The 19562-nt window shown below is 73.6% G+C and carries 19 protein-coding genes, 1 pseudogene and 1 riboswitch; of the genes and pseudogenes, 8 read left to right on the forward strand and 12 right to left on the reverse strand.

The features are described from left to right. Window positions 1-36: 36 nt before the first annotated feature. Window positions 37-669, forward strand: coding sequence for a sulfite oxidase-like oxidoreductase (locus ACGFQ9_RS25685; protein WP_393576848.1), 633 nt, complete (start codon window positions 37-39; stop codon window positions 667-669). A gap of 54 nt (window positions 670-723) precedes the next feature. Here ACGFQ9_RS25685 and ACGFQ9_RS25690 read toward each other — a convergent pair whose 3' ends face one another. From ACGFQ9_RS25690 to thiO, 6 genes are all read right to left on the reverse strand, one after another. Then, window positions 724-1305 (reverse strand): DUF4396 domain-containing protein, encoded by a 582-nt coding sequence (locus tag ACGFQ9_RS25690; protein ID WP_393576850.1) that lies wholly within the window; start codon window positions 1303-1305, stop codon window positions 724-726. Between the two features lie 106 nt (window positions 1306-1411). Beyond that, complete coding sequence (locus ACGFQ9_RS25695) at window positions 1412-2260, reverse strand: deoxyribonuclease IV (protein ID WP_393577099.1); 849 nt, start codon at window positions 2258-2260, stop codon at window positions 1412-1414. Window positions 2261-2278: 18 nt separating this feature from the next. Continuing rightward, entirely contained in the window at window positions 2279-4204 is a 1926-nt protein-coding gene (gene pknB, locus ACGFQ9_RS25700) for a Stk1 family PASTA domain-containing Ser/Thr kinase (protein WP_393576851.1), read from the reverse strand. A 343-nt stretch (window positions 4205-4547) separates the two neighbouring features. After that, window positions 4548-5342: a thiazole synthase gene (locus ACGFQ9_RS25705; protein WP_393576853.1), complete on the reverse strand. Its 795-nt coding sequence runs from the start codon at window positions 5340-5342 to the stop codon at window positions 4548-4550. Between the two features lie 7 nt (window positions 5343-5349). Further along, the gene (gene thiS, locus ACGFQ9_RS25710; RefSeq protein WP_393576855.1) at window positions 5350-5550 is read right to left on the reverse strand and encodes a sulfur carrier protein ThiS; all 201 of its coding nucleotides are present in this window, start codon (window positions 5548-5550) and stop codon (window positions 5350-5352) included. Next, window positions 5547-6761 (reverse strand): glycine oxidase ThiO, encoded by a 1215-nt coding sequence (gene thiO / locus ACGFQ9_RS25715; protein WP_393576857.1) that lies wholly within the window; start codon window positions 6759-6761, stop codon window positions 5547-5549. The genes thiS and thiO overlap by 4 nt, the downstream gene beginning before the upstream one ends. Further along, a riboswitch (TPP riboswitch) is annotated at window positions 6759-6871 on the reverse strand. Its footprint overlaps the gene before it by 3 nt. Before the next feature lie 176 nt (window positions 6872-7047). Here thiO and ACGFQ9_RS25720 point away from each other — a divergent pair. From ACGFQ9_RS25720 to ACGFQ9_RS25740, 5 genes are all read left to right on the forward strand, one after another. Continuing rightward, window positions 7048-8208 (forward strand): NAD(P)/FAD-dependent oxidoreductase, encoded by a 1161-nt coding sequence (locus ACGFQ9_RS25720; RefSeq protein ID WP_393577100.1) that lies wholly within the window; start codon window positions 7048-7050, stop codon window positions 8206-8208. A 123-nt stretch (window positions 8209-8331) separates the two neighbouring features. Further along, the gene (locus tag ACGFQ9_RS25725) at window positions 8332-8697 is read left to right on the forward strand and encodes an Rv2175c family DNA-binding protein (RefSeq protein WP_393576858.1); all 366 of its coding nucleotides are present in this window, start codon (window positions 8332-8334) and stop codon (window positions 8695-8697) included. Window positions 8698-8779: 82 nt separating this feature from the next. Further along, complete coding sequence (thiE, locus tag ACGFQ9_RS25730) at window positions 8780-9415, forward strand: thiamine phosphate synthase (RefSeq protein ID WP_393576860.1); 636 nt, start codon at window positions 8780-8782, stop codon at window positions 9413-9415. A 149-nt stretch (window positions 9416-9564) separates the two neighbouring features. Beyond that, a complete protein-coding gene (gene metF, locus ACGFQ9_RS25735) occupies window positions 9565-10482 on the forward strand; it encodes a methylenetetrahydrofolate reductase [NAD(P)H] (RefSeq protein ID WP_393576862.1) in 918 nt (305 codons plus the stop codon). 43 nt (window positions 10483-10525) lie between these two features. After that, window positions 10526-11578, forward strand: a complete 1053-nt coding sequence (locus tag ACGFQ9_RS25740; protein ID WP_393576864.1) for a hypothetical protein — start codon at window positions 10526-10528, stop codon at window positions 11576-11578. 65 nt (window positions 11579-11643) lie between these two features. On the opposite strand, the gene ACGFQ9_RS25745 is transcribed toward ACGFQ9_RS25740, so the two are convergent. From ACGFQ9_RS25745 to ACGFQ9_RS25770, 6 genes are all read right to left on the reverse strand, one after another. Continuing rightward, complete coding sequence (locus ACGFQ9_RS25745; protein WP_393576866.1) at window positions 11644-13161, reverse strand: phytoene desaturase family protein; 1518 nt, start codon at window positions 13159-13161, stop codon at window positions 11644-11646. Window positions 13162-13210: 49 nt separating this feature from the next. Next, complete coding sequence (locus tag ACGFQ9_RS25750) at window positions 13211-13906, reverse strand: DUF4126 domain-containing protein (protein WP_393576868.1); 696 nt, start codon at window positions 13904-13906, stop codon at window positions 13211-13213. Further along, window positions 13906-14028 (reverse strand): hypothetical protein, encoded by a 123-nt coding sequence (locus ACGFQ9_RS25755; RefSeq protein WP_393576869.1) that lies wholly within the window; start codon window positions 14026-14028, stop codon window positions 13906-13908. The genes ACGFQ9_RS25750 and ACGFQ9_RS25755 overlap by 1 nt, the downstream gene beginning before the upstream one ends. Next, on the reverse strand, window positions 14009-14416 hold the full coding sequence (locus ACGFQ9_RS25760; RefSeq protein WP_393576870.1) for a DUF3040 domain-containing protein: 408 nt from the start codon (window positions 14414-14416) through the stop codon (window positions 14009-14011). The genes ACGFQ9_RS25755 and ACGFQ9_RS25760 overlap by 20 nt, the downstream gene beginning before the upstream one ends. 354 nt (window positions 14417-14770) lie before the next feature. Next, window positions 14771-15529, reverse strand: a complete 759-nt coding sequence (locus tag ACGFQ9_RS25765) for a methyltransferase domain-containing protein (protein ID WP_393576871.1) — start codon at window positions 15527-15529, stop codon at window positions 14771-14773. A gap of 76 nt (window positions 15530-15605) precedes the next feature. Further along, entirely contained in the window at window positions 15606-16070 is a 465-nt protein-coding gene (locus ACGFQ9_RS25770) for an SAV_6107 family HEPN domain-containing protein (RefSeq protein WP_393576873.1), read from the reverse strand. 191 nt (window positions 16071-16261) lie between these two features. Here ACGFQ9_RS25770 and ACGFQ9_RS25775 point away from each other — a divergent pair. Then, window positions 16262-16976 (forward strand): annotated as a pseudogene (locus tag ACGFQ9_RS25775) (ATP-binding cassette domain-containing protein); the annotation flags it as partial. A 477-nt stretch (window positions 16977-17453) separates the two neighbouring features. Further along, window positions 17454-19538, forward strand: coding sequence for a YhgE/Pip family protein (locus ACGFQ9_RS25780; RefSeq protein ID WP_393576875.1), 2085 nt, complete (start codon window positions 17454-17456; stop codon window positions 19536-19538). The last annotated feature ends 24 nt before the right edge of the window (window positions 19539-19562 follow it).

The raw sequence follows: 19562 nt of genomic DNA on the forward strand, positions 1-19562 counted from the left end.
TCATGACCACCCTTGCCGGTCTGTCACCATGGAGTCATGGGTCAGCCGGACAGCCGGGAATCTCCGGGAGCAGAGCAGCTGGAGCTTCCCCCGGGGCAGCGGCTGCAGCGGGGCTGGCCGGTGACGCACTACGGACCCGTCCCCAAGTTCAAGCCGGACCGGTGGGAGTTCAGGGTCTTCGGGGCCACCGCCGACGGCGAGAAACACTGCTGGAACCACGAGGAGTTCTCGGCGCTGCCGTTCGCCTCGGTCGTCGCGGACCTGCACTGCGTGACGAAGTTCAGCATGCAGGGGGCCGAATGGGGCGGGGTGCTCGCCCGTTCCGTGCTCGAGTTGGCGCCGCCGTCGCCGCAGGTCACGCATGTGATGGTGTGGGCCGAGTACGGCTTCAGCTCCAACATGCGGCTGTCGGACTTCGCTTCCGACCGCACCGTCTTCGCCACGCATCAGGGCGGTGAACTGCTCACCGCCGAGCACGGGTTCCCGCTCCGGCTGGTCGTCCCGCACCTCTACGCCTGGAAGGGCCCCAAGTGGGTCCGCGGGGTGGAGTACATGACCGCCGACCGCCGCGGCTTCTGGGAGGAGCGCGGCTACCACAACATCGGCGACCCCTGGCGCGAACAGCGCTACTCGTACCAGGAGGAGCCCGGGGACGGCCCGGAGGTCTAGGGCCTGTCCGGCGGATCACGGCCGGGCCTGATCCGCCGGACAGACCCTAGTCGCTCAGTGGTGGTACTGGTGGACCACCGCGTGGCCCTTGCCGCGGCCGATCATCCACTTGTTGACCGGGGTGGTGATCACGAAGGCGGCCGCCAGGGCGATCGCCAGCACGATCCAGAACAGCGGGTCCGACAGGTGGGCGTCCATGGCCCCCGGCCACAGTGCGATCACCCCGTTGTCGATCAGCTCCATGACGGCGATGGACAGGGTGTCGGCGGCCAGCGCCACCCGGATGGCGGTACGGAAGTCAACGCCGGCGCTCAGGATCCCGCGCAGGGTGAGCGCGTAGCCGAAGAAGAACGCCAGGATGATCGCCAGGATCATGGTCGGCATGTTGCCCCAGCCCAGTGCGGTGCCGATGACCATGCCCAGCACCTCGCCGATGGCGCATCCGGTCAGGCAGTGCAGGGTGGCCTTCGCCGCCATGGCCCAGCTGACCGGGCCGCCGCCGCGGTGGCCGTGGTGGCCGTGATGGTCGTGCCCGCCGTCGTGCCCGCGCTGCTCGTGCGTCTCGTGCTGTCCGTGCTGCTGCTCGTGGTGCCCGTGCTGCTCGTGGTGAGCGTGTGCGTGCTGCGCGTGGTCCATGGGAACCCCCTGGGAACGTCAGAGTAACGGTCCTGCCGACAGACAGAACCGTATACCCCCTAGGGGTATTCCTCAACGGGGTGCGCCAAGGAAAACGATCAACGGATCAACGGAGCGATTTCAGCAGCGCCACGTCCGCCGCGTGCCCCTCCTTGCCGCCCGGCGTCTCGATGATCAGCGGCACCCCGGCCGTCTCCCCGTGAGTCATCAGCTCGGCGAAGGCGTCCCGGCCGATGTGCCCGGCCCCGATGTTGGCGTGCCGGTCCTTGTGGGCGCCCACGCCCTCCTTGGAGTCGTTGGCGTGGATCAGCTTCAGCCGCCCCGGCCCCACCGTCTCCACCAGCAGGTCCAGCGTCTCCTTGGCCCCGCCCGGACCGGCCAGGTCATGGCCCGCCGCGAAGATGTGGCAGGTGTCCAGGCAGATCCCGAGCTTCGGATGGGCGTCCAGTGCCTCGAAGTAGGGCCCGAAGTCCCAGGTCCGCGAGCAGAGCGAGGAGCCCTGCCCGGCGGTGGACTCCAGCAGCAGGAAGGGGTCGTCGTCGTGCGTCAGCTCGTCCAGCAGCGGCAGCATGTGCTCCCTGACCTGCGCGAGCGCCACCTCGCGCGGCCGGCCGCCGGTCGCCGAACCGGTGTGCACCACCACGCCGAGCGCGCCGATCTCCCGCCCCCGGCGCAGCGAGTGCCGCAGTGACTCCACCGACTTCTCCACAGTGGCCTCCGTGTGCGAGCCGAAGTTGATCAGATACGGCGCGTGCACGTACGCGGGGATGCCCAGCTCCGCGCACTGCTCGCGGAACAGCTCGTCCTGCGCCGGATTCCCGGTCGGGGTGGCCCAGCCGCGCGGATTGGCCACGAAGACCTGCACCGCCTCGGCGCCCATCTCCCGCGCGTACGTGAGCCCGACGGAGGCGAGACCGCCCGCGACGGGCACGTGCCCGCCCACCGGATTGCGCATGGCGTCGTTCACGTGCTGCTACAGCCCCTTGGTCCGGATGGTGATGGTGCTGCCCTCGGGGGCGGCCGAGCCGCCCGGCACCGACTGGGCGTCCACGGTGTCGGAGAACGACAGGAACGGCCGGTCCACCTTCACCTGGAACCCGGCTGCCTCCAGCGTCTTCCGGGCATCGTCCACGTTCCGGCCCCGGACGTCCGGGACCGGGACCTGCCGCGGGCCCTTGGACACGGTCAGCGTCACCGTGTCCCCGGCCGCGGCCTGGGTGCCCGCGGCCACCGACTGGTTCGCCACCCGGCCGGCCGGCTGGAGCGAGTGGACCTGCTCGGCGGCCGTCTCGACCTTCAGGCCGAGGCCCTCCAGGACGGACCGGGCCTGGTCCGTCGGCATACCGACGGTGGAGGGCACCGGGACCGGGCGGCCCTTGCTGACCACCAGCGCCACCGCGGTGTCCGGGGCGCGCTTCTGGCCTGCCGCCGGGTCGGTGCTGATGACAGAGCCCTGCGGGACGTCCGCGCTGAAGGCCTGGGTGACCATGCCGGGTGCCAGGCCGGCCTTGGTGAGCTCGGCCCTGGCCGCCTCCAGCGGCTTGCCCTTGACGCCGGGCACGGACACGATCTCCGGTCCCCGCGAGACCACGAGGGTGACCGAGCCGTTCCCGCGGACCTGCTGCCCGGGTGCCGGGTCGCTGTCCATGACGGTCCCGCGCTCGAAGGTGCTGCTGAACCTCCGGTCCACGCCCTTCACCCCGAGCCCGGCTTCCTTCAGCCGGTCCCGGGCCTGCTGCTCGGTCTTCCCGAGCACGGGCGGGACCTGCGTGAACTGCCCGGAGCTGATGTACCAGACGCCGGCGCCGAGGCCGAGCGCGAGCAGCACCCCCGCCAGCGCGAGCAGCACCCCGCGCCGGGGCGCCCGCAGCCGGGACGCGGCAGGCGCGGGCGCGGCGGGCGCGGCGGGCGGCACCGGCGGCATCTCCAGCCGCGAGGTGTGGTGCGGATTGTGCGCGGGGACGCCCATCGGGCGGGGGATCACCCCGGTACGGTCCTCCGCGGAGGACCGCTCGCCGGCCCGCGCCTGCGGCGGTACGGCGTCCAGCTCGGCGTCGGTCAGCCCGGCGCGGGCGCCGCGGGCCAGGCCCAGCAGGGCCACCGCGTCCTCCGGACGCCCCTCGGGTGAGCGCGCGGTGGCCGTGGCGACCAGCCCGTCCAGGGCGGCCGGCAGTCCCGGCACGGCCGCGGAGGGTGCGGGCACGTCCTCGTTGAGGTGCCGGTAGAGCACCTGGGCGGGGGTGCCGCCGGAGTGCGGCTTGCCGCCGGTGAGCATCTCGTAGAGCACCACGCCGCAGGCGTACACGTCGGCACGGGTGTCGGCGGTGCCGTTCTCGATCTGCTCGGGCGCGAGGTAGGAGACCGTGCCGAGGACGGCACCGGTGGTGCTGGTCACCGTGTCCACACTGCGGACCAGGCCAAAGTCGGCGACCTTCACCCGGCCGTCGTCGCCGATCAGGACGTTCTCGGGCTTCATGTCCCGGTGCACGAAACCGGCGCGGTGCGCGGCCCCGAGCGCGGCGAGCACCGGCTCCAGGATGTCCAGCGCGGCCCGCGGCTGGAGTGCGCCACGCTCGCGCAGGACGTCGCGCAGGGTGCAGCCGGAGACGTACTCCATGGCGAGGTAGACGTACGGTCCCTCGGCGCCCTGGTCGAAGACGGCCACCACATTGGGGTGGGCGAGCCGGGCCACCGACTTGGCCTCCCGGATGAACCGCTCGACGAAGCCGGGCTCGGCCGCGAGGGCGGGGTGCATGATCTTCAGTGCGAGGACGCGGTCGAGGCGGGTGTCGAGGGCGCGGTAGACCGTGGCCATGCCGCCGGCCGCGATCCGGGCGTCGATGCGGTAGCGGCCGTCGAGCACGCGCCCGACGAGGGGGTCATCCAGGGTCGTATCCACCCGGCGATTCTACGAGCGCGTCGGCTGTGCCCGGCCGGGGGCGGGGTGCCTTGCGGCAGAGCTGTGACGTGGCCGCGGCATGGGCGGGCCCGCCCTGCGTGCTGCCGCCCTGCGTGCTGCCGGGCTGCCGCTGCGCGGGGCTTCTCCCCGCCCCGCCCTTTCCCGAAACCGGGGCGCCTGCCCCGGACCCCCGCCCCTCGGGTTGGCTGTGGCTGGTCGCGCAGTTCCCCGCGCCCCTGACGGGCGCGGCCGGAGCCCCGGTTTCGGGAATGGGGGTCCCCCCCCGGACGGAGTCTGGGGGAGGGCGGGGCGGGGACATGGCACCGCGCAGCGGGACCACGGGTCAGAACGCGGGGCGTTCCGGGTCGAGGGCGGCGACGCCCTCGGTCGGGGAGGAGGCGTGGGCGAAGCGGCGGACCGGGATCCGGCCCGCACGGTACGCCAGGCGCCCCGCCGAAACCGCGTCCCGCATCGCCGCGGCCATGAGCACCGGCTCCTGCGCCCGCGTGACCGCCGAGGCCAGCATGACCGCGGCACACCCCAGCTCCATCGCGAGCGCGACGTCCGACGCGGTGCCCGCCCCCGCGTCGAGGATCACCGGCACCCCGGCCCGCTCCACGATCAGCTCGAAGTTGTGCGGGTTCCGGATGCCCAGCCCCGAGCCGATCGGCGAGCCCAGCGGCATGATCGCCGCGCAGCCCGCGTCCTCCAGCTTCCGTGCCAGCACCGGGTCGTCGTTGGTGTACGGCAGCACCGTGAAGCCGTCGTCCACCAGCGTCTCCGCCGCGGCGAGGAGTTCCTCCCCGTCCGGAAGCAGGGTCCGCTCGTCCGCGACGACCTCCAGCTTGATCCAGTCCGTGCCCAGCGCCTCCCGCGCGAGCCGCGCGGTCAGCACCGCCTCGCCCGCGGTGAAGCAGCCCGCCGTGTTCGGCAGTACGCCGATGCCGAGCTTCGACAGGACCGACAGCACCGAGCCCTGGACTGTGGGGTCCAGCCGGCGCATGGCGACGGTGGTCAGCTCCGTCCCGGAGGCGACCAGCGCCCGTTCGAGGATCTCCAGGCTCGGCGCGCCGCCGGTGCCCATGATCAGGCGGGAGGAGAAGGTCCGCCCGCCGAGGGAGAACAGGTCATCAGCCATGATCGCGTCAGCCTCCCTGGACCGCGGTGAGGATCTCGACCCGGTCGCCCTCGCCCACCGCCGTGGCAGGCCACTGCCCGCGCGGTACGACGGTCTCGTTGAGCGCCGCCGCGACCCCGGACGGGGAGGTGGTGAGGGTCGCCACCACCAGGTCCAGCGTGGTGCCCGCGGCGACCTCGCGGGGCTCGCCGTTGACGGAGATGGTCATGCGTAGGACTCCTCTCGGGCGGCCGCCGCCCCGGCGCGGGCGGGGGAGAACCGGCGGGGGGTGAACGGGCGGGCCACGTCGGGGACTTCGCCGGTGGCCAGGACCTCGGCCATGACGTCCCCGGTGACCGGGGTCAGCAGCACCCCGTTGCGGTAGTGGCCGGTGGCCAGGTGCAGTCCGGGCAGTTCGGTCGGGCCGAGCAGCGGCGCGTTGTCAGGGGAGCCCGGCCGCAGCCCCGCCAGGGTCTCGGTGAGCGGGAGTTCGGTGATGCCGGGCACCAGCTCGTGGGCGTCCCGCAGGAGTTCGTACACCCCGCCCGCGGTGACCGTGGTGTCCCAGCCGAGTTCCTCGCTGGTCGCTCCGACGACGAGTTCGCCGTTCTCCCGCGGCACCAGGTAGACGTGGCTGCCGCGCACCACCGCGCGGACCGTCCGGGACAGGAACGGCGCGTACGCCGGCGGCACGGTGAGCCGGAGCACCTGGCCCTTCACCGGGCGCACCGGCGGGACGACCTCCGCCGGGACTCCGTCCAGCCGCCCGCTGAGGCTGCCCGCGGCCAGGACGACCTGGTCGGCGGACCGCTCGGTGCCGTCGTCGAGCAGGGCGCCGGAGGCCCGGCCGGCGGTGACCGCCAGCCGCTCGGCGGCGGCCCGGTGGAAGACCACGCCGGCCCGCTCGCAGGCGGCGACCAGGGCGGCGGCCAGCCGGCGCGGGTCGACCTGGTGGTCGCCGTCCACGCGCAGCCCGCCGCGTACGCCGGGCGCCAGCATCGGCTCCAGGCGGCGGCACTCGCGGCCGGTCAGCCATTCCGATTCCAGGCCGCAGCGCCGCTGCAGGGCGTGCAGTTCGCGCAGGTGCAGGCGGTCGTCGGAGTCCAGAGCCACGGCGAGGGTGCCGCAGGCGCGGTAGCCGATGTCCAGTCCGCCGCTCGCGTCGGAGAGTTCCGCGGCGAACTCCTCGTAGCGGGCCGCGGAGGCGAGGTTGAGGCCCAGCAGGGTCTCCTCGCCGTAGTGCAGCTCGGTGACGGCGGCCAGCATGCCGGCCGCGACCCGGGCGGCCCCGCCGCCGGGCGAGGGGTCGGCGAGCGCGACGGACATGCCGCGCCGGGCCGCCCGCCAGGCGGTGACCAGGCCGATGATGCCGCCCCCGATGACGAGGACGTCCGAGCCCGCGGCCGGGCCGCCCGGCCCGTTGTGGGTGAATGAACGCATGGGCGTCGAGCCCCTCCCTTCGCCGGCATGACCCGGATCAGGTTCGTACGGTCGGAGGCCGGCCAGCCTCCCTCTCAGTCCGGTGCGCCCGGACTCCCGCGGTTGGATACGGTGGCCACCCTACCTCCGCCGCAAGGCCCGGGTAAGGCCGCCCGGCCGCCGCCACTTCCTGACGGAGCGTCAGATAGTTAGGGTGTCGGGCGTGAGCAATCAGATCGAACTGACGGATCAGAAGGACCCCGCGGACGCGCCGGCCGCGGGCGGCGTGGTGATCGTCGGGGCCGGAATGGCCGGGGTGCAGACGGCCGTGGCCCTGCGCGAGGCGGGCTTCACCGGCCCGGTCACCCTGATCGGTGCCGAGCCGCACCAGCCCTACGACCGGCCCCCGCTTTCCAAGGCGGTGCTGCTCGGCGAGGCCGAGGGCTCCGCCTTCGACGTCGACTTCGACGACCTCGGCATCGAGCTCCGGCTCGGCCTGGAGGTCACCGGGCTGCGCCCGCAGGACCAGGAGCTGGACACCGCCGCGGGCCCGGTCCCGTACGGCAGCCTGGTCCTCGCCACCGGTGCCGAACCGCTGACCCTGCCGGGCGCCGAAGGCGTGCCCGGCGTGCACCTGCTGCGCACCCTGGACGACGCGGAACGGCTGCGGCCGGTGCTCGCGCAGGCCCATGACCTGGTGGTCGTGGGCGCGGGCTGGATCGGCGCGGAGTTCGCCACGGCCGCCCGCGCGGCCGGCTGCGCGGTCACCGTGGTCGAGGCCGCCGACCGGGTCCTGGCGGGCGCGCTGCCCGACGAGATCACCGGCCCCATGGCCGACTGGTACGCGGAGGCCGGCGTCCGCCTGCTCACCGGCGTCAAGGTCGCCTCGGTCGAGCCCGGCCTGGTCCGGCTGGCGGACGGCCGCGAGCTGCCCGCCGGCGCGGTGGTGGTCGGCATCGGCGCCCGCCCCGCAACGGGCTGGCTGGCCGGCACGGGCGTGGAACTCGGCCCGGACGGCTCGGTCGCGACCGACGACCGGCTGCGCACCTCGCTGCCGGGCGTGTACGCGGTCGGCGACTGCGCCTCCTTCCCGTCCGCGCGCTACGGCAAGCGGCTGCTGGTGCACCACTGGGACAACGCGCTGCAGGGGCCGCGGACGGTCGCCCTGAACATCCTGGGCGGGGAGCGGGCGTACGACCCGGTGCCGTACTTCTGGTCGGAGCAGTTCGGGCGCTTCGTCCAGTACGCGGGCCACCACGCCGGCGCCGACACGCAGCTGCTGCGGGGGAACCCCGCGGACGCGGCCTGGTCGGTCTGCTGGCTCCGGGACGGCGCCCTGGTGGCCCTCCTGTCGGTCGGCCGCCCGCGCGACATCGCGCAGGGCCGCCGCCTGATCGAATCGGCCACCCCGGTCGACCCGTCCAAGCTCACCGACCCCGCGATCCCGCTCAAGTCCGCCATCCCCTAGCGGCCCACCGCCGCACGGGCACCCGTGCCGCACCCCGCCGCACCCCGCCGCACCGGGGGGGCGGGGCCCCCGGACGGGCGGCTCGGCTACCGGGTGTCGGCCGGGGATGGCAGGCTTGGCCGCGTGACCGAGATTGACGCAAAAACCGACGCTCTCGTCCCCGAGTGGCTCTACCTTCCCGACATCGCCGAGATGCTCGACGTCGAGGTGACCCGGGTCCGCCAGCTGGTCAAGGAGGGCCAGCTCATCGCCGTACGCCGGGGTGAGAACCGGGCGCTGCAGGTGCCCGCCGCCTTCATCGACGGCGACAAGGTGGTCAAGGGCCTCGCGGGGACCCTGACCCTGCTCCGGGACGACGGCTTCACCGACGAAGAGATGCTCGAGTGGCTCTTCACCGCCGACCCGACCCTGCCAGGGACCCCCGCGCAGGCCCTGAGCGAGAATCGCGGCACGGAGGTGAAGCGCCGAGCGCAGGCGCTCGCCGTCTGATCCGTACCGTCCACAACCGATCCATCCACGGCGTACGGGCCCCCCGCGGGGCCCGTACCCCGCCCACCCGGGGGGTTTTCCCATGTCCCTGGCCGATGCCCGGCTCTACCTCTGCACCGATGCCCGCAAGCGCCAGGGCGACCTGCCCGAGTTCCTGGACGCGGTCCTCGGCGGCGGCGTGGACATCGTCCAGCTCCGCGACAAGGGCATGGAGGCCGGAGAGGAGCTGGAGCACCTCCAGGTCTTCGCGGAGGCGGCCCGCCGCCACGGCAAGCTCCTCGCGGTGAACGACCGCGCCGACGTCGCCCACGCCATCGGCTCCGACGTCCTGCACCTCGGCCAGGGCGACATCCCCGTCCCCGCCGCCCGGGCCATCCTGCCCGCCTCCGTGATCATCGGCCGCTCCTGCCACGCCGAGGCGGAGGTCGACGCGGCCGTCGCCGAGCCCGGCGTCGACTACTTCTGCACCGGCCCCTGCTGGCCCACCCCGACCAAGCCCGGCCGGCACGCGCCCGGTCTGGACCTCGTCCGGTACGCCGCCTCCCTCGACCAGCAGCGCCCCTGGTTCGCCATCGGCGGCATCGACGCCGGGAACCTGGACGAGGTGCTGGACGCGGGCGCCACCCGGATCGTGGTCGTCCGTGCCCTCACCGAGGCCTCCGACCCCGGCGCCGCCGCCGCTGACCTGGCCAAGCGGGTCCGCGAACGCCTCGCCTGAACCACCCTCCTCCCGAGGGATACGTCCTGTCCGGATCAGTTTGTCCGAATCACCGGGGCCCTGAGGGCCCCGCGGGCAAGGTGTCCAAAAACCTGTCCAATGCGTGGACATGGCTTCGGCGCGCCGTGACGCCCGTCTAACCTGCCCGTATGGCCCTTGGAACCGCTTCGACCTGGACGGACCGTGCACGCACGGTCCATGAGCTGCTCTCGTCCGGTGCCCCCTCGTACTCCTTCGAGTTCTGGGCTCCCAAGACCGAGAAGGGCGAGCGGAACCTCTGGAACGCGCTCCGCCGGGTCGAGGCGGTATCCCCGAGCTTCGTGTCCGTGACCTACGGGGCCGGCGGCTCCACCCGCGGCGGCACCGTCAAGGCCACCCAGGAGATCGCCGCCGACACCACCCTCACCCCGGTCGCGCACCTCACCGCCGTCGACCACTCCATCGCCGAGCTGCGCCACGTCATCGGGCAGTTCGCGGACGCCGGCATCCGCAACATGCTCGCCCTGCGCGGCGACCCGCCGGGCGACCCGATGGGCGAGTGGGTGCCGCACCCGGAGGGCGTCCACTACGCCGCCGACCTGGTCCGGTTGCTCAAGGAGTCCGGAGACTTCTGCGTCGGCGTCGCCGCCTTCCCCGAGATGCACCCGCGGTCCCGCGACTGGGACACGGACATCCGGCACTTCGTGGACAAGTGCCGCGCCGGTGCGGATTACGCGATCACCCAGATGTTCTTCGATCCGGAGAATTATCTGCGGCTCCGCGACAGCGTGCACAAGGCGGGCTGCGAAACCCCGATCATCCCTGAGGTCATGCCTGTTGTCGGCATCAAGCAGCTCGACCGGCTGCCCCAGCTCAGCACCGCGGTCTTCCCCGCGGACGTGAAAGAGCGCATGCTCGCCGTCAAGGACGACGCAGCCGCTGTACGCTCCATTGGCATCGAGTTCGCCACGGAGTTCTGCGCGAGGCTGCTGTCCGAGGGTGTCCCGGGGCTGCACTTCATCACGCTCAACAACTCCACGGCGACTCTCGAGATCTACGAGAACCTCGGTCTGCACCAGCGGGCCTAGACCGGCCGCACCCCGTCGGCGGCCGTAGCGAGAGGGGCCAGGCATGGGGATGTACGTGCTCTACGGCGCGTTCGGCTTGGTCGCGCTGTGGCTGCTCGCCGAGGTGCTGCTGCAGTACAAGGCCCGGCTGCGCTGGCGCCTGCTGGCCTTCTCGGGCTTCCTCGGTGTGGTCGCGGGCGTGATACTCCCCTCCGTCCTGGTCATCGGGGCCGGCGCCGCGGCCTTCGCCGTCGGCCAGACCCTGGTGACGCTGTCCTTCCGCAAGGGGTTCGTGGCCGGCTGGGCGCTGCGCAGGAACGCGCCCGAGGAAGAGCCGCCGGCCGCCGCCAAACGCCGGCGCGGTACCGCCGACACCCCGGCGGCCGCGCTCCGCGTCTCCGACCTCGCGTACGGCGCCCAGGGCGCGGCGGGCCGCCCCGGCAGCCAGGGTGACGAGGCCGGCGAGCGCCCCGAGCCGGCGTTCTTCCGCCCGGAGCCGCTGCCCGAGGACACCGGCTCGTACGGCATCCAGAGCCTGCGGGACCGCGACCAGGGCCCGGGCCAGGGGCAGAGCCCCGGCCAGGGCGCCGGCCAGGGCTTCGGGCCCGGTGCCGGCTTCGCCCCCGACTCCGGGGGCTTCGCGCCCGGCTCCGGGGGTTTCGCCCCCGGCTCCGGAGGGTTCGCGCCCGGCTCCGGGGGCTTCGCCCCCGCCGCCGACCCCGCGCAGACCGCCCCCTTCGCCTCGCCCTTCACCACCGCCGAGCAGGACGCCCACCAGTACGCGGCCTACTACGACCCGCAGACCCAGGGCGGCTACGACTACGCGGGCGGTTACCAGACCGGCGGCGAGCAGCAGGTGTACGCGGCGTACTCCGACCCGTACATCGGCACCGCCGGCGTCGACGGGTCGCAGTCGTACGGCTACGGCGACCCCTACCAGCAGTACGGGCAGTACTCGACGGACACCCCGCCCGGCGGGGTGTGGGTGCCGCAGCAGCGGTCCACGGACGCCGCCCAGCCCGATGCCTACCCCCAGCAGTGGCCCGGCCAGGAGCAGTACGACCCGCAGCAGTACCCCTACCGGGGCACCGACGAGTACGAGCAGTACCGCTACTGACTGACTGACTGACTGACTGACGCCGCCGGCCGCCCGCCGGCTGTCCGGCGGGAGGCCGGCGCGGCTCACTGGGAGCCGCGGAAGTCCGCGCCCTCCACGATCAGCCCGGCCACCAGTGCGCCGGTCATCCCGGCGTGCGCCAGCCCGCCGCCGGGGTGCGCCCACCCGCCGGCCAGGTAGAGCCCGGGCAGGGCGGTGGCGTTGGACGGGTACAGCATCCGGCCCCCGGAGCCCGCGAGGGCCGGGGCGGGCACGGATCCGCCGTGGGCCCCGGTCGCGGCCTCCACGTCGAGCGGGGTACGGGCCTCGTGCCACAGCATGCGCTCGCGGAGGTCCGGGACGGCCCGCTCGGCGGCCCCCAGCAGCTCCTCCGTGTAGCGGGCGACCAGGGAGGCGTCCGCCCAGTCCAGCACGCCCTGCGGGGCGCACACGGCGGTCAGGGTGACGGCCTCGTGGCCGGCGTCGGGCACCTGCGCGGGGTCGCCGGGGCGCAGCACGGTGACGGTGGGCCGCTCGGCGTGGGCCCCGGCGGAGAGCGCCCGCCCCTCGGCCCCGGCGGAGGGGGAGTGGACCACGGTCCGGTGGGGGGTGCCCTCCGGGCGTCCCCCGCGCAGGGCCAGGAACAGGGTGAACCGGCTGGGCAGCCCGGACCGCGGCCCGACGGTGTCCTCCTCGGCGGCACCACCGGACCAGGGAACGCCACCGGGCAGGGTGGGCACCAGGAACCGGTGCGGGTCGACGGCGCTGACCACGGTGTCGCACTCGGTCCGGGTGCCGTCGGCGAGCAGCAGCCCGCAGGCCCGGCCGTCCCGGGCCAGGACCTCCCGGACCTCGGCCCCGAAGACGAACTCCACCCTCCGCTCCAGGCAGCGTTCGTACACGGCGGTGGCCAGGGCCCGCATGCCGCCGCGCACGTACCAGCTGCCGAAGGTCTGCTCCATGTACGGGATCACCGCCGCGGACGCGGGGGCGGTGTGCGGGAGGAGGCCGTGCGCGAGCACCGCGCTCTCCGGCAGGGCGGCCAAGTGGCCGCCGAGCTCCCGTTCGGCGGCCTCGGCCAGGGTGGGCGGGCGGCGCCGGAGCAGGCCGGACTTTCGGAGCGCGGGGTAGGGGTCCTGGCCGAGGCCCTGCCGGCCGGCCCGCAGCGGTTCTTCCAGCAGGGGCCGGCGGGTGCGGTCCCAGGCGTCCCGGGCCCGGCCCAGGACGGCGTTCCAGCGTTCTCCGGCGCCCGCACCGAACGCCGCGTCGAGGGCGGCGGCCACGCCGCCCCGGGAGGCGCCGGGCAGGGCGACCCGGGTGCCGTCCGGCAGGACGTGGCAGACCTGCGGGTCGATCTGGACGGTGTCCACGCACTGTTCCAGGCTCCGCTTGCCGGTCTTCACGAACAGGTCGCGGTAGACGGCGGGCAGGTGCAGCAGACCGGGGCCGGTGTCGAAGGAGAACCCGTCCCGTACGTACTGCCCGACCGCTCCGCCGTAGGTCGCCGAGCGCTCGTACACCGTCACCCGGTGGCCCGCCACGGCCAGCCGGGCCGCCGTCGCCATCGCGCCCATCCCGGCGCCGATCACCGCAATTCGTGCCATGCGGCCGACCCTATCGGCCCTGCTCAGCGGCCCTGCTCAGCGGCCCTGCTCAGCGGCCCTGCTCAGCGGGGCGGCGCGGTGGGCCGTCCGGAAGGCCGTTCGGAAGGCAGGCCGGGAGCCGTCCGGTCCCCGGGAACCTCGGGGGCCGCTCCAGGCGGGCCAGCCGCCGTTCCTCGCGGCGCTGGGCGCGGCGGCGCAGGAAGCGGCGGATCCGGGTCCACAGGTAGACCAGCACGATCAGCCCGGCCAGCAGCAGCACGCCGGCGATCACCGCGGCCGCCTCGGGGTTGAACATGGCGAAGGTGATGATCCCGCCGACCGTGGCGTCCTCGGCAGTGCTCATGGCGATGTTGCTGAAGGGCTCCGGCGAGGTGTTGATCGCCATTCTGGTGCCGGCCTTGACCGCGTGGCTGGCCAGTGCGGTGGTCCCGCCGAGCGCTCCGGCCGCGAGCTCGGGGAGCGAGCCGCTCTGCCCGGCGAGCAGGGCGCCGATCACGGCGCCGACGGCCGGCCGGATCACGGTGTGGACGGTGTCCCAGAGGGAGTCGACGTAGGGGATCTTGTCGGCGACGGCCTCGCAGAGGAAGAGCACACCGGCGGCGATCAGGACATCGGTGCGCTGCAGGGACGCGGGCACCTCGTCGGTGAGCCCGGCCCGGCCGAACAGGCCGAGCAGGAGGACCACGGCATAGGCGTTGATCCCGCTGGCCCAGCCGCTGGTGAACACCAGGGGGAGCACACTCATCAGCCCAGCATGCCCCAGCACAGGTCATCCGGCCGGGTGACGGGCCCGTTGTGCGAGAGGGGGTGGCCGCCGCCGGCGGTCACCCCCTCGTCACCAAGAGCGTCAGTGTCCTTGCTGCTCATCGCGGCGACGCTGCCACCGCTGTTCGATGCGGTTCATCATCGACCGGCGCGGCCGGTTGTGGCCGCGGCCCGAGCCGCCGGCACCGCCGGAGACGGGCTGCTCGCCGGGTTTGGGTGCCTTGCGCCATCCGGTGACCGCGAGGACCGCGCAGCCCAGCATGACGAGGAAACCCACCACGCTGATCCAGATCAGATTTCCCTGCGCGACCATTCCGGTCATGAGGAGCGCGATACCCACCAGGAAGCCTGCGACCGCCTGGTAGACCCGTCGCCGGGTGTACGTACGCAGCCCGCTTCCCTCAAGCGCTGTCGCGAACTTGGGATCTTCGGCGTACAGCGCTCGCTCCATCTGCTCGAGCATTCGCTGCTCGTGCTCCGAGAGCGGCACGGGAGTCCTCCTCATCCGTCGGTCGCGGGGGGAGCGACCGGGGGTCCCCTCCAGGATAGGCAGGGAATCGCCCCCGTGAAACCCGCCCCTCTACGCCACACGCTTTCAAGACAAGTACAGCTTCAAGACAAGTACAGCTTCACGACAAGCATTGCCGAGATCGGCACTCCGGCCAACCGTGCCGTCAGGCGGGTGGGCCGGTGAGGCCATTGTTCCCCAACGGCAACCCCACCACACCGTACGGCGTTGCCCCGATCATACGGGTCCGGTGGCTGAATCGGAGGGCTTGCGCAGGACTGCATCACGTCCGCATCGCGTTCGCGTCAGATGCGGCGTGACCTGCCGTGCCGCAGCTCAGCCCCGCTTCTCGCCCAGGACGTGCAGCTGCGTGGCGACCGCGTGGAAGGCGGGCAGCTCGGCGGCGGCCTCCTCCAGCTTGAGCAGGGCCTCCACGGCGCCCGGCTCGGTGTCGACGAGGACCCCGGGCACCAGGTCCGCGAAGACGCGGACACCGTGCACCGCGCCGACCTCCAGCCCGGCCCCGCCGACCAGCTCGGTGAGCTGCTCCGCGGTGAACCGGCGCGGCACCGGGTCACCGGCGCCCCAGCGGCCGGCCGGGTCGGTGAGCGCGGTCCGGGCCTCGGTGAAGTGCCCGGCCAGGGCGCGGGCCAGCACCGCGCCGCCGAGTCCGGCGGCGAGCAGGCTCAGGGTGCCGCCGGGACGCAGCGCGGCGACGGCGTTGGCCACGCCCTCGGCCGGGTCGTCCACGTACTCCAGCACTCCGTGGCAGAGCACCACGTCGTACGAGCCCTGCTCGACGACGTCCAGCAGGCCCTGGGCGTCGCCCTGGACCCCGCGCACCAGGTCGGCGACGCCGGCCTCGGCGACCCGGCGCTCCAGCCCGAACAGGGCGTTCGGGCTGGGGTCGACCACGGTGACCCGGTGGCCGAGGTGCGCCACCGGGACGGCGAACTTGCCGGTCCCGCCGCCGGTGTCCAGCACGTCCAGCGCGTCCCGCCCGGTCGCCTTGACCCGGCGGTCGAGGGCGTCCTTGAGGACCTCCCACACCACGGCGGTACGGAGGGAGGCGCGGGGACGGGAATTGTCGGACACGACGTGTTGCTCCTCGGCGCGGAAGGGGTGGGTGCGCGGTTTCACCACACCCTATTGCCTTCCGTCGCCGGGCCGGTCATCCCGCGTCGGGGCGTGGCTGCGGCAGTGCCGGCTGGAGCGCCAGCATCCGTTCGACCAGGCGCAGGAACATCCCGGCCGCCCGCACCAGGTCGTCCGCGTCCCGGCTGCTGGCCGCGTCCCGTATGCCCGCCTCGGCCCGGGCCCGGCGGGCGGCGCCGGAGGCGAAGAGGGCGCTCCACTCGGTCAGTTCCGGAGCTATTTCCGGCAGCACCTCCCAGGCGCTGCGGATCCGGGGCCGGCGGCGGGGGCTGACCGGCTCCGGCCGGCCGCGGGCGGCCAGGACGGCGGCGGCGGTGCGCAGCGCGGCGAGGTGGGCTGTGGCGTAGCGCTCGTTGGGCCGGGGGAGCAGGGCGGCCTCGTCCAGGCCGCGGCGGGCCTTGGCGAGCAGGTCGAGGGCGGCCGGCGGGGCGGCCGACCTCCGCGGGACGGGGTGGACAGGGGACGGGGACGGTGTGGCCATGACGAACCTCCTGTCATTGCGTGCTGCTCAACGGGTACTGCCGGCTTCTTTCTCTGCCCCCATCGTGACGGCCCCCACTGACAATCGCCCTGACCTGCGCTTTTGCCGAATTCCACCCCGCGGTTCCGGCCTTGCTACGAAGGATGCTAGTTTTTGAACTGACCAGTCAGTTCAAAATGGAGGGGGAGGGTGTGGACAGCCCGCGGGGCGCGGCCGTCACGGCCGAGGACTTTGGACTCAAGGGGCCACGGGGCTGGGTGTTCCGCGGCGTCGGCATCGACGCCGCGCCCGGCTCGCTCATCGCCGTGGAGGGACCCTCCGGCAGCGGTCGCACCTGTCTGCTGCTCGCGCTCACCGGCCGGATGAAGGCCACGGAGGGCCGTGCCCGCGTCGGCGGCCACGACCTGCCCAAGCGGATGGCCGCGGTCCGCCGCACCACCGCCCTCGGCCCGGTGGCCGGCGTCAACGAGCTCGACCCCTCCCTCACCGTCGCCGAGCAGCTGCGCGAGGGCGCCCTGCTGCGGCGCCGCTACGGCGGCCCGGTCCGGGCGCTGCTCCGCTCCCCGCGGGCACGCGCCGCCGCCACCGCCGCCCGTATCGACGCGGCGGTCGCCGCCGCAGGGCTGGACGTCGACGCCCTGCCGAAGGGCATGCGCACCTCGGTGCGGGACCTGGAGCGGCTGGAAGGGCTCCGCCTCTCCCTGGCCATCGCGCTGCTGGGCGCCCCCGGCCTGATCGCCGTGGACGACGCCGACCTCAAGCTCTCCGACGCCGAACGCGTCGAGGCCTGGGCCCTGCTGCGCGGCCTGACCGAGGCCGGCACCACCGTGCTGGCGGTCTGCAGCCAGGCCCCGGCCGACGCGATCGTCCTCCGGACGGGCACCGCGGCCCCGGCACCCGCCGAGGGCGGTCCCGCCTCGGCGGCCTTCGCCCCGTCCGGGTCCGCTCCCGCCCGCTCCCGCAGGCGCTCCCGCTCCCTGGCGGCGGCCACCGGCAAGCCGACGGCACCGGCGGACGCCCCGCAGTCCGCCCCGGCCCCAGAACCCGCGGTCGCGTCGGTGGAGCCGGGGGGCTCCACCGGCCCGGCCGCGCAGCCGCATCCGCCTGGGGCCGAAGGGGCCTCCGCACCCTCCGCACCCTCCGCACCCGAAGGCGACCACAAGCCCGCCGCCGGGTCCGGCCCCGAGGCCACGGCCGAGGCAGACGCGAAGACGGCCGACAAGACGGCCGCCCAGGCAGCCGACAGCGCGGCCGACGAGACAGCCGGCGCGTCCGGCGGCGAAGCCGCGACCGCTTCCGGCGCGTCCCCCTCCGGGGCGACCGCGACCGACGTCGCGCCCCCCGACGCCACCACCCCCACCGACGACAAGAAGGAGGCGGCCGATGCGCTCGCCGAAGCTCGCCGCGCTTGAGCTCAAGCGCTTCGGCCGGGGCAAGCTGCCGATCGCCGCCCTGGTCTCGCTGCTGCTGCTCCCGCTCCTCTACGGCGCCCTGTACCTCTGCTCCTTCTGGGACCCGTACAGCCGGCTCGACAAGGTGCCGGTGGCCCTCGTCAACGCCGACCGCGGCGCCACCGTGGACGGCAAGCGCATCGACGCGGGCGACGAGATCGCCAGGAAGCTCAAGGACAGCAAGACCTTCGGCTGGAAGGAGGTCGGCGAACGCGAGGCGGCCAAGGGGCTGGAGGACGGGACGTACTACCTGACCCTCACCATGCCCGCCGACTTCAGCGAGCGGCTCGCCTCCAGCTCCGGCGAGGACCCGACCACGGGCGCCCTCCAGGTGCGGACCAACGACTCCAACAACTACGTCGTCGGCTCGATCTCGAAGACCGTGTTCTCCGAGGTCCGCGCGGCCGCGTCCAGCAACACCTCCCGCGGCTTCCTCGACAAGATCTTCGTCTCCTTCTCCGACCTGCACGACAAGACCGCCGAGGCCGCCGACGGCGCCACCAAGCTCAAGGACGGCACCGTCCAGGCCAAGAAGGGCGCCAAGGACCTGGCCGACGGCCTGGACACCGCCAAGGAGAAGACCGGCGAGCTGTCGAGCGGCCTGAAGTCCCTCGACTCGGCCGCCGGCCGGCTGGAGACCGGCACCAAGGACATCGCCTCCGGCACCCAGGCCCTCGCGGACAAGGTGAACGGGGCCGCCGCCAAGGCTCGCCCCTTCCTCAAGGACCCGCAGAACCTGGCGGCCCAGGCCGAGCTGGTCGCCGACTCCGCCCGCACCGTCCGCGGCCACCTCGACAAGTTCGCGGAGCACGCCCCGGCCGCCGCCGCCCTCACCAAGAAGGTGTCCACGGGCGCCGACTCCGTCTACACCAAGACGTGCGTCAAGGGCCCCAAGCCGGTGCCCGCCACCTGCCCCGAGATGAAGCACCTCAAGAACGACGCCGCCGACGCCGCCGAGCTCGCCGGAGACGTCAACGACGTCGTCAAGACCTCCAAGGGCGACCTCGCCACGCTCAAGAAGCAGCTGACCGACCTGGAGGACAAGGCCCGCGAGGTGGTGAGGAAGGCCCCGGGCCTCTCCTCCGACCTCGACGCCGCCGTCGCCAAGGTCAACGCCCTCAACACCGGCGCCCACAAGGTCGCCACCGGCATGGACAAGCTGCACACCGGCATCACCTCCGCCAGCAAGGGCTCCGCGAAGATCAACACCGGCGTGGGCAAGCTCGGCGACGGCGCGCACAGCCTGGACGGCGGCATCTTCAAGCTGGTCGACGGCTCCGGCGAACTGGCTTCCGGCCTGCACGCCGGTGTGGACCAGATCCCCGACTACGACGAGAAGCAGCGCGACGCCCGCACCGAGGTCATGGCCGACCCGGTCCGGCTCGCCGCCGAGTCCCTGCACAAGGCGCCCAACTACGGCACCGGTTTCGCCCCGTACTTCATCCCGCTGTCCCTCTGGGTCGGCGCGATGGTCGCCTACATGCTGATCACCCCGCTCAACCGCCGGGCGCTCGCCGCCGGTGCCCCCGCCTGGCGGATCGCGCTGGCCGGCTGGCTGCCCGTGGCCTCGCTGGGCGTGCTCCAGGTCGCCCTGCTGATGTCCGTGCTCCACTTCGGCCTCGGCCTGGAGATGGCCCACCCGGCCGCGACCATCGGCTTCCTCGCGCTGGTCACCGCCTGCTTCGCGGCGATGGTGCAGTGGCTCAACGCCAAGTTCGGCGCGGCCGGCCGGATCCTGGTCCTGGTGGTGCTGATGCTCCAGCTGACCTCGGCGGGCGGCACCTACCCGGTGCAGACCAGCCCCGGCTTCTTCAACGCCATCCACCCGTACCTGCCGATGTCCTACGTGGTGGAGAGCCTGCGCCGGCTCATCACCGGGGGCGATCTCACCCCGGTCTGGCAGGGCTCCGCGGTGCTGCTGGCCTTCACCCTCGGTGCCCTGGCCCTCACCGCGCTCGCCGCCCGCGGCAAGCAGGTCTGGACCATGGACCGTCTGCACCCTGAACTCAGCCTGTAGGGACCGGTGACACCTGTGACAATC

Source organism: Streptomyces sp. NPDC048603 (assembly GCF_043199475.1).
GTDB lineage: Bacteria > Actinomycetota > Actinomycetes > Streptomycetales > Streptomycetaceae > Streptomyces.

Bases quoted from the DNA above. Each gene is read 5' to 3' on its own strand.
- ACGFQ9_RS25685 (WP_393576848.1), top strand. From the start codon at position 37: ATGGGTCAGCCGGACAGCCGGGAATCTCCGGGAGCAGAGCAGCTGGAG.
- ACGFQ9_RS25720 (WP_393577100.1), top strand. From the start codon at position 7,048: ATGGCCGGGGTGCAGACGGCCGTGGCCCTGCGCGAGGCGGGCTTCACC.
- ACGFQ9_RS25780 (WP_393576875.1), top strand. From the start codon at position 17,454: ATGCGCTCGCCGAAGCTCGCCGCGCTTGAGCTCAAGCGCTTCGGCCGG.
- ACGFQ9_RS25740 (WP_393576864.1), top strand. From the start codon at position 10,526: ATGGGGATGTACGTGCTCTACGGCGCGTTCGGCTTGGTCGCGCTGTGG.
- ACGFQ9_RS25705 (WP_393576853.1), bottom strand. From the start codon at position 5,342: ATGGCTGATGACCTGTTCTCCCTCGGCGGGCGGACCTTCTCCTCCCGC.
- thiS (WP_393576855.1), bottom strand. From the start codon at position 5,550: ATGACCATCTCCGTCAACGGCGAGCCCCGCGAGGTCGCCGCGGGCACC.
- ACGFQ9_RS25695 (WP_393577099.1), bottom strand. From the start codon at position 2,260: ATGCGCAATCCGGTGGGCGGGCACGTGCCCGTCGCGGGCGGTCTCGCC.
- thiE (WP_393576860.1), top strand. From the start codon at position 8,780: ATGTCCCTGGCCGATGCCCGGCTCTACCTCTGCACCGATGCCCGCAAG.
- ACGFQ9_RS25690 (WP_393576850.1), bottom strand. From the start codon at position 1,305: ATGGACCACGCGCAGCACGCACACGCTCACCACGAGCAGCACGGGCAC.
- ACGFQ9_RS25755 (WP_393576869.1), bottom strand. From the start codon at position 14,028: ATGAGCAGCAAGGACACTGACGCTCTTGGTGACGAGGGGGTGACCGCC.
- metF (WP_393576862.1), top strand. From the start codon at position 9,565: ATGGCCCTTGGAACCGCTTCGACCTGGACGGACCGTGCACGCACGGTC.
- ACGFQ9_RS25770 (WP_393576873.1), bottom strand. From the start codon at position 16,070: ATGGCCACACCGTCCCCGTCCCCTGTCCACCCCGTCCCGCGGAGGTCG.
- ACGFQ9_RS25750 (WP_393576868.1), bottom strand. From the start codon at position 13,906: ATGAGTGTGCTCCCCCTGGTGTTCACCAGCGGCTGGGCCAGCGGGATC.
- thiO (WP_393576857.1), bottom strand. From the start codon at position 6,761: ATGCGTTCATTCACCCACAACGGGCCGGGCGGCCCGGCCGCGGGCTCG.
- ACGFQ9_RS25745 (WP_393576866.1), bottom strand. From the start codon at position 13,161: ATGGCACGAATTGCGGTGATCGGCGCCGGGATGGGCGCGATGGCGACG.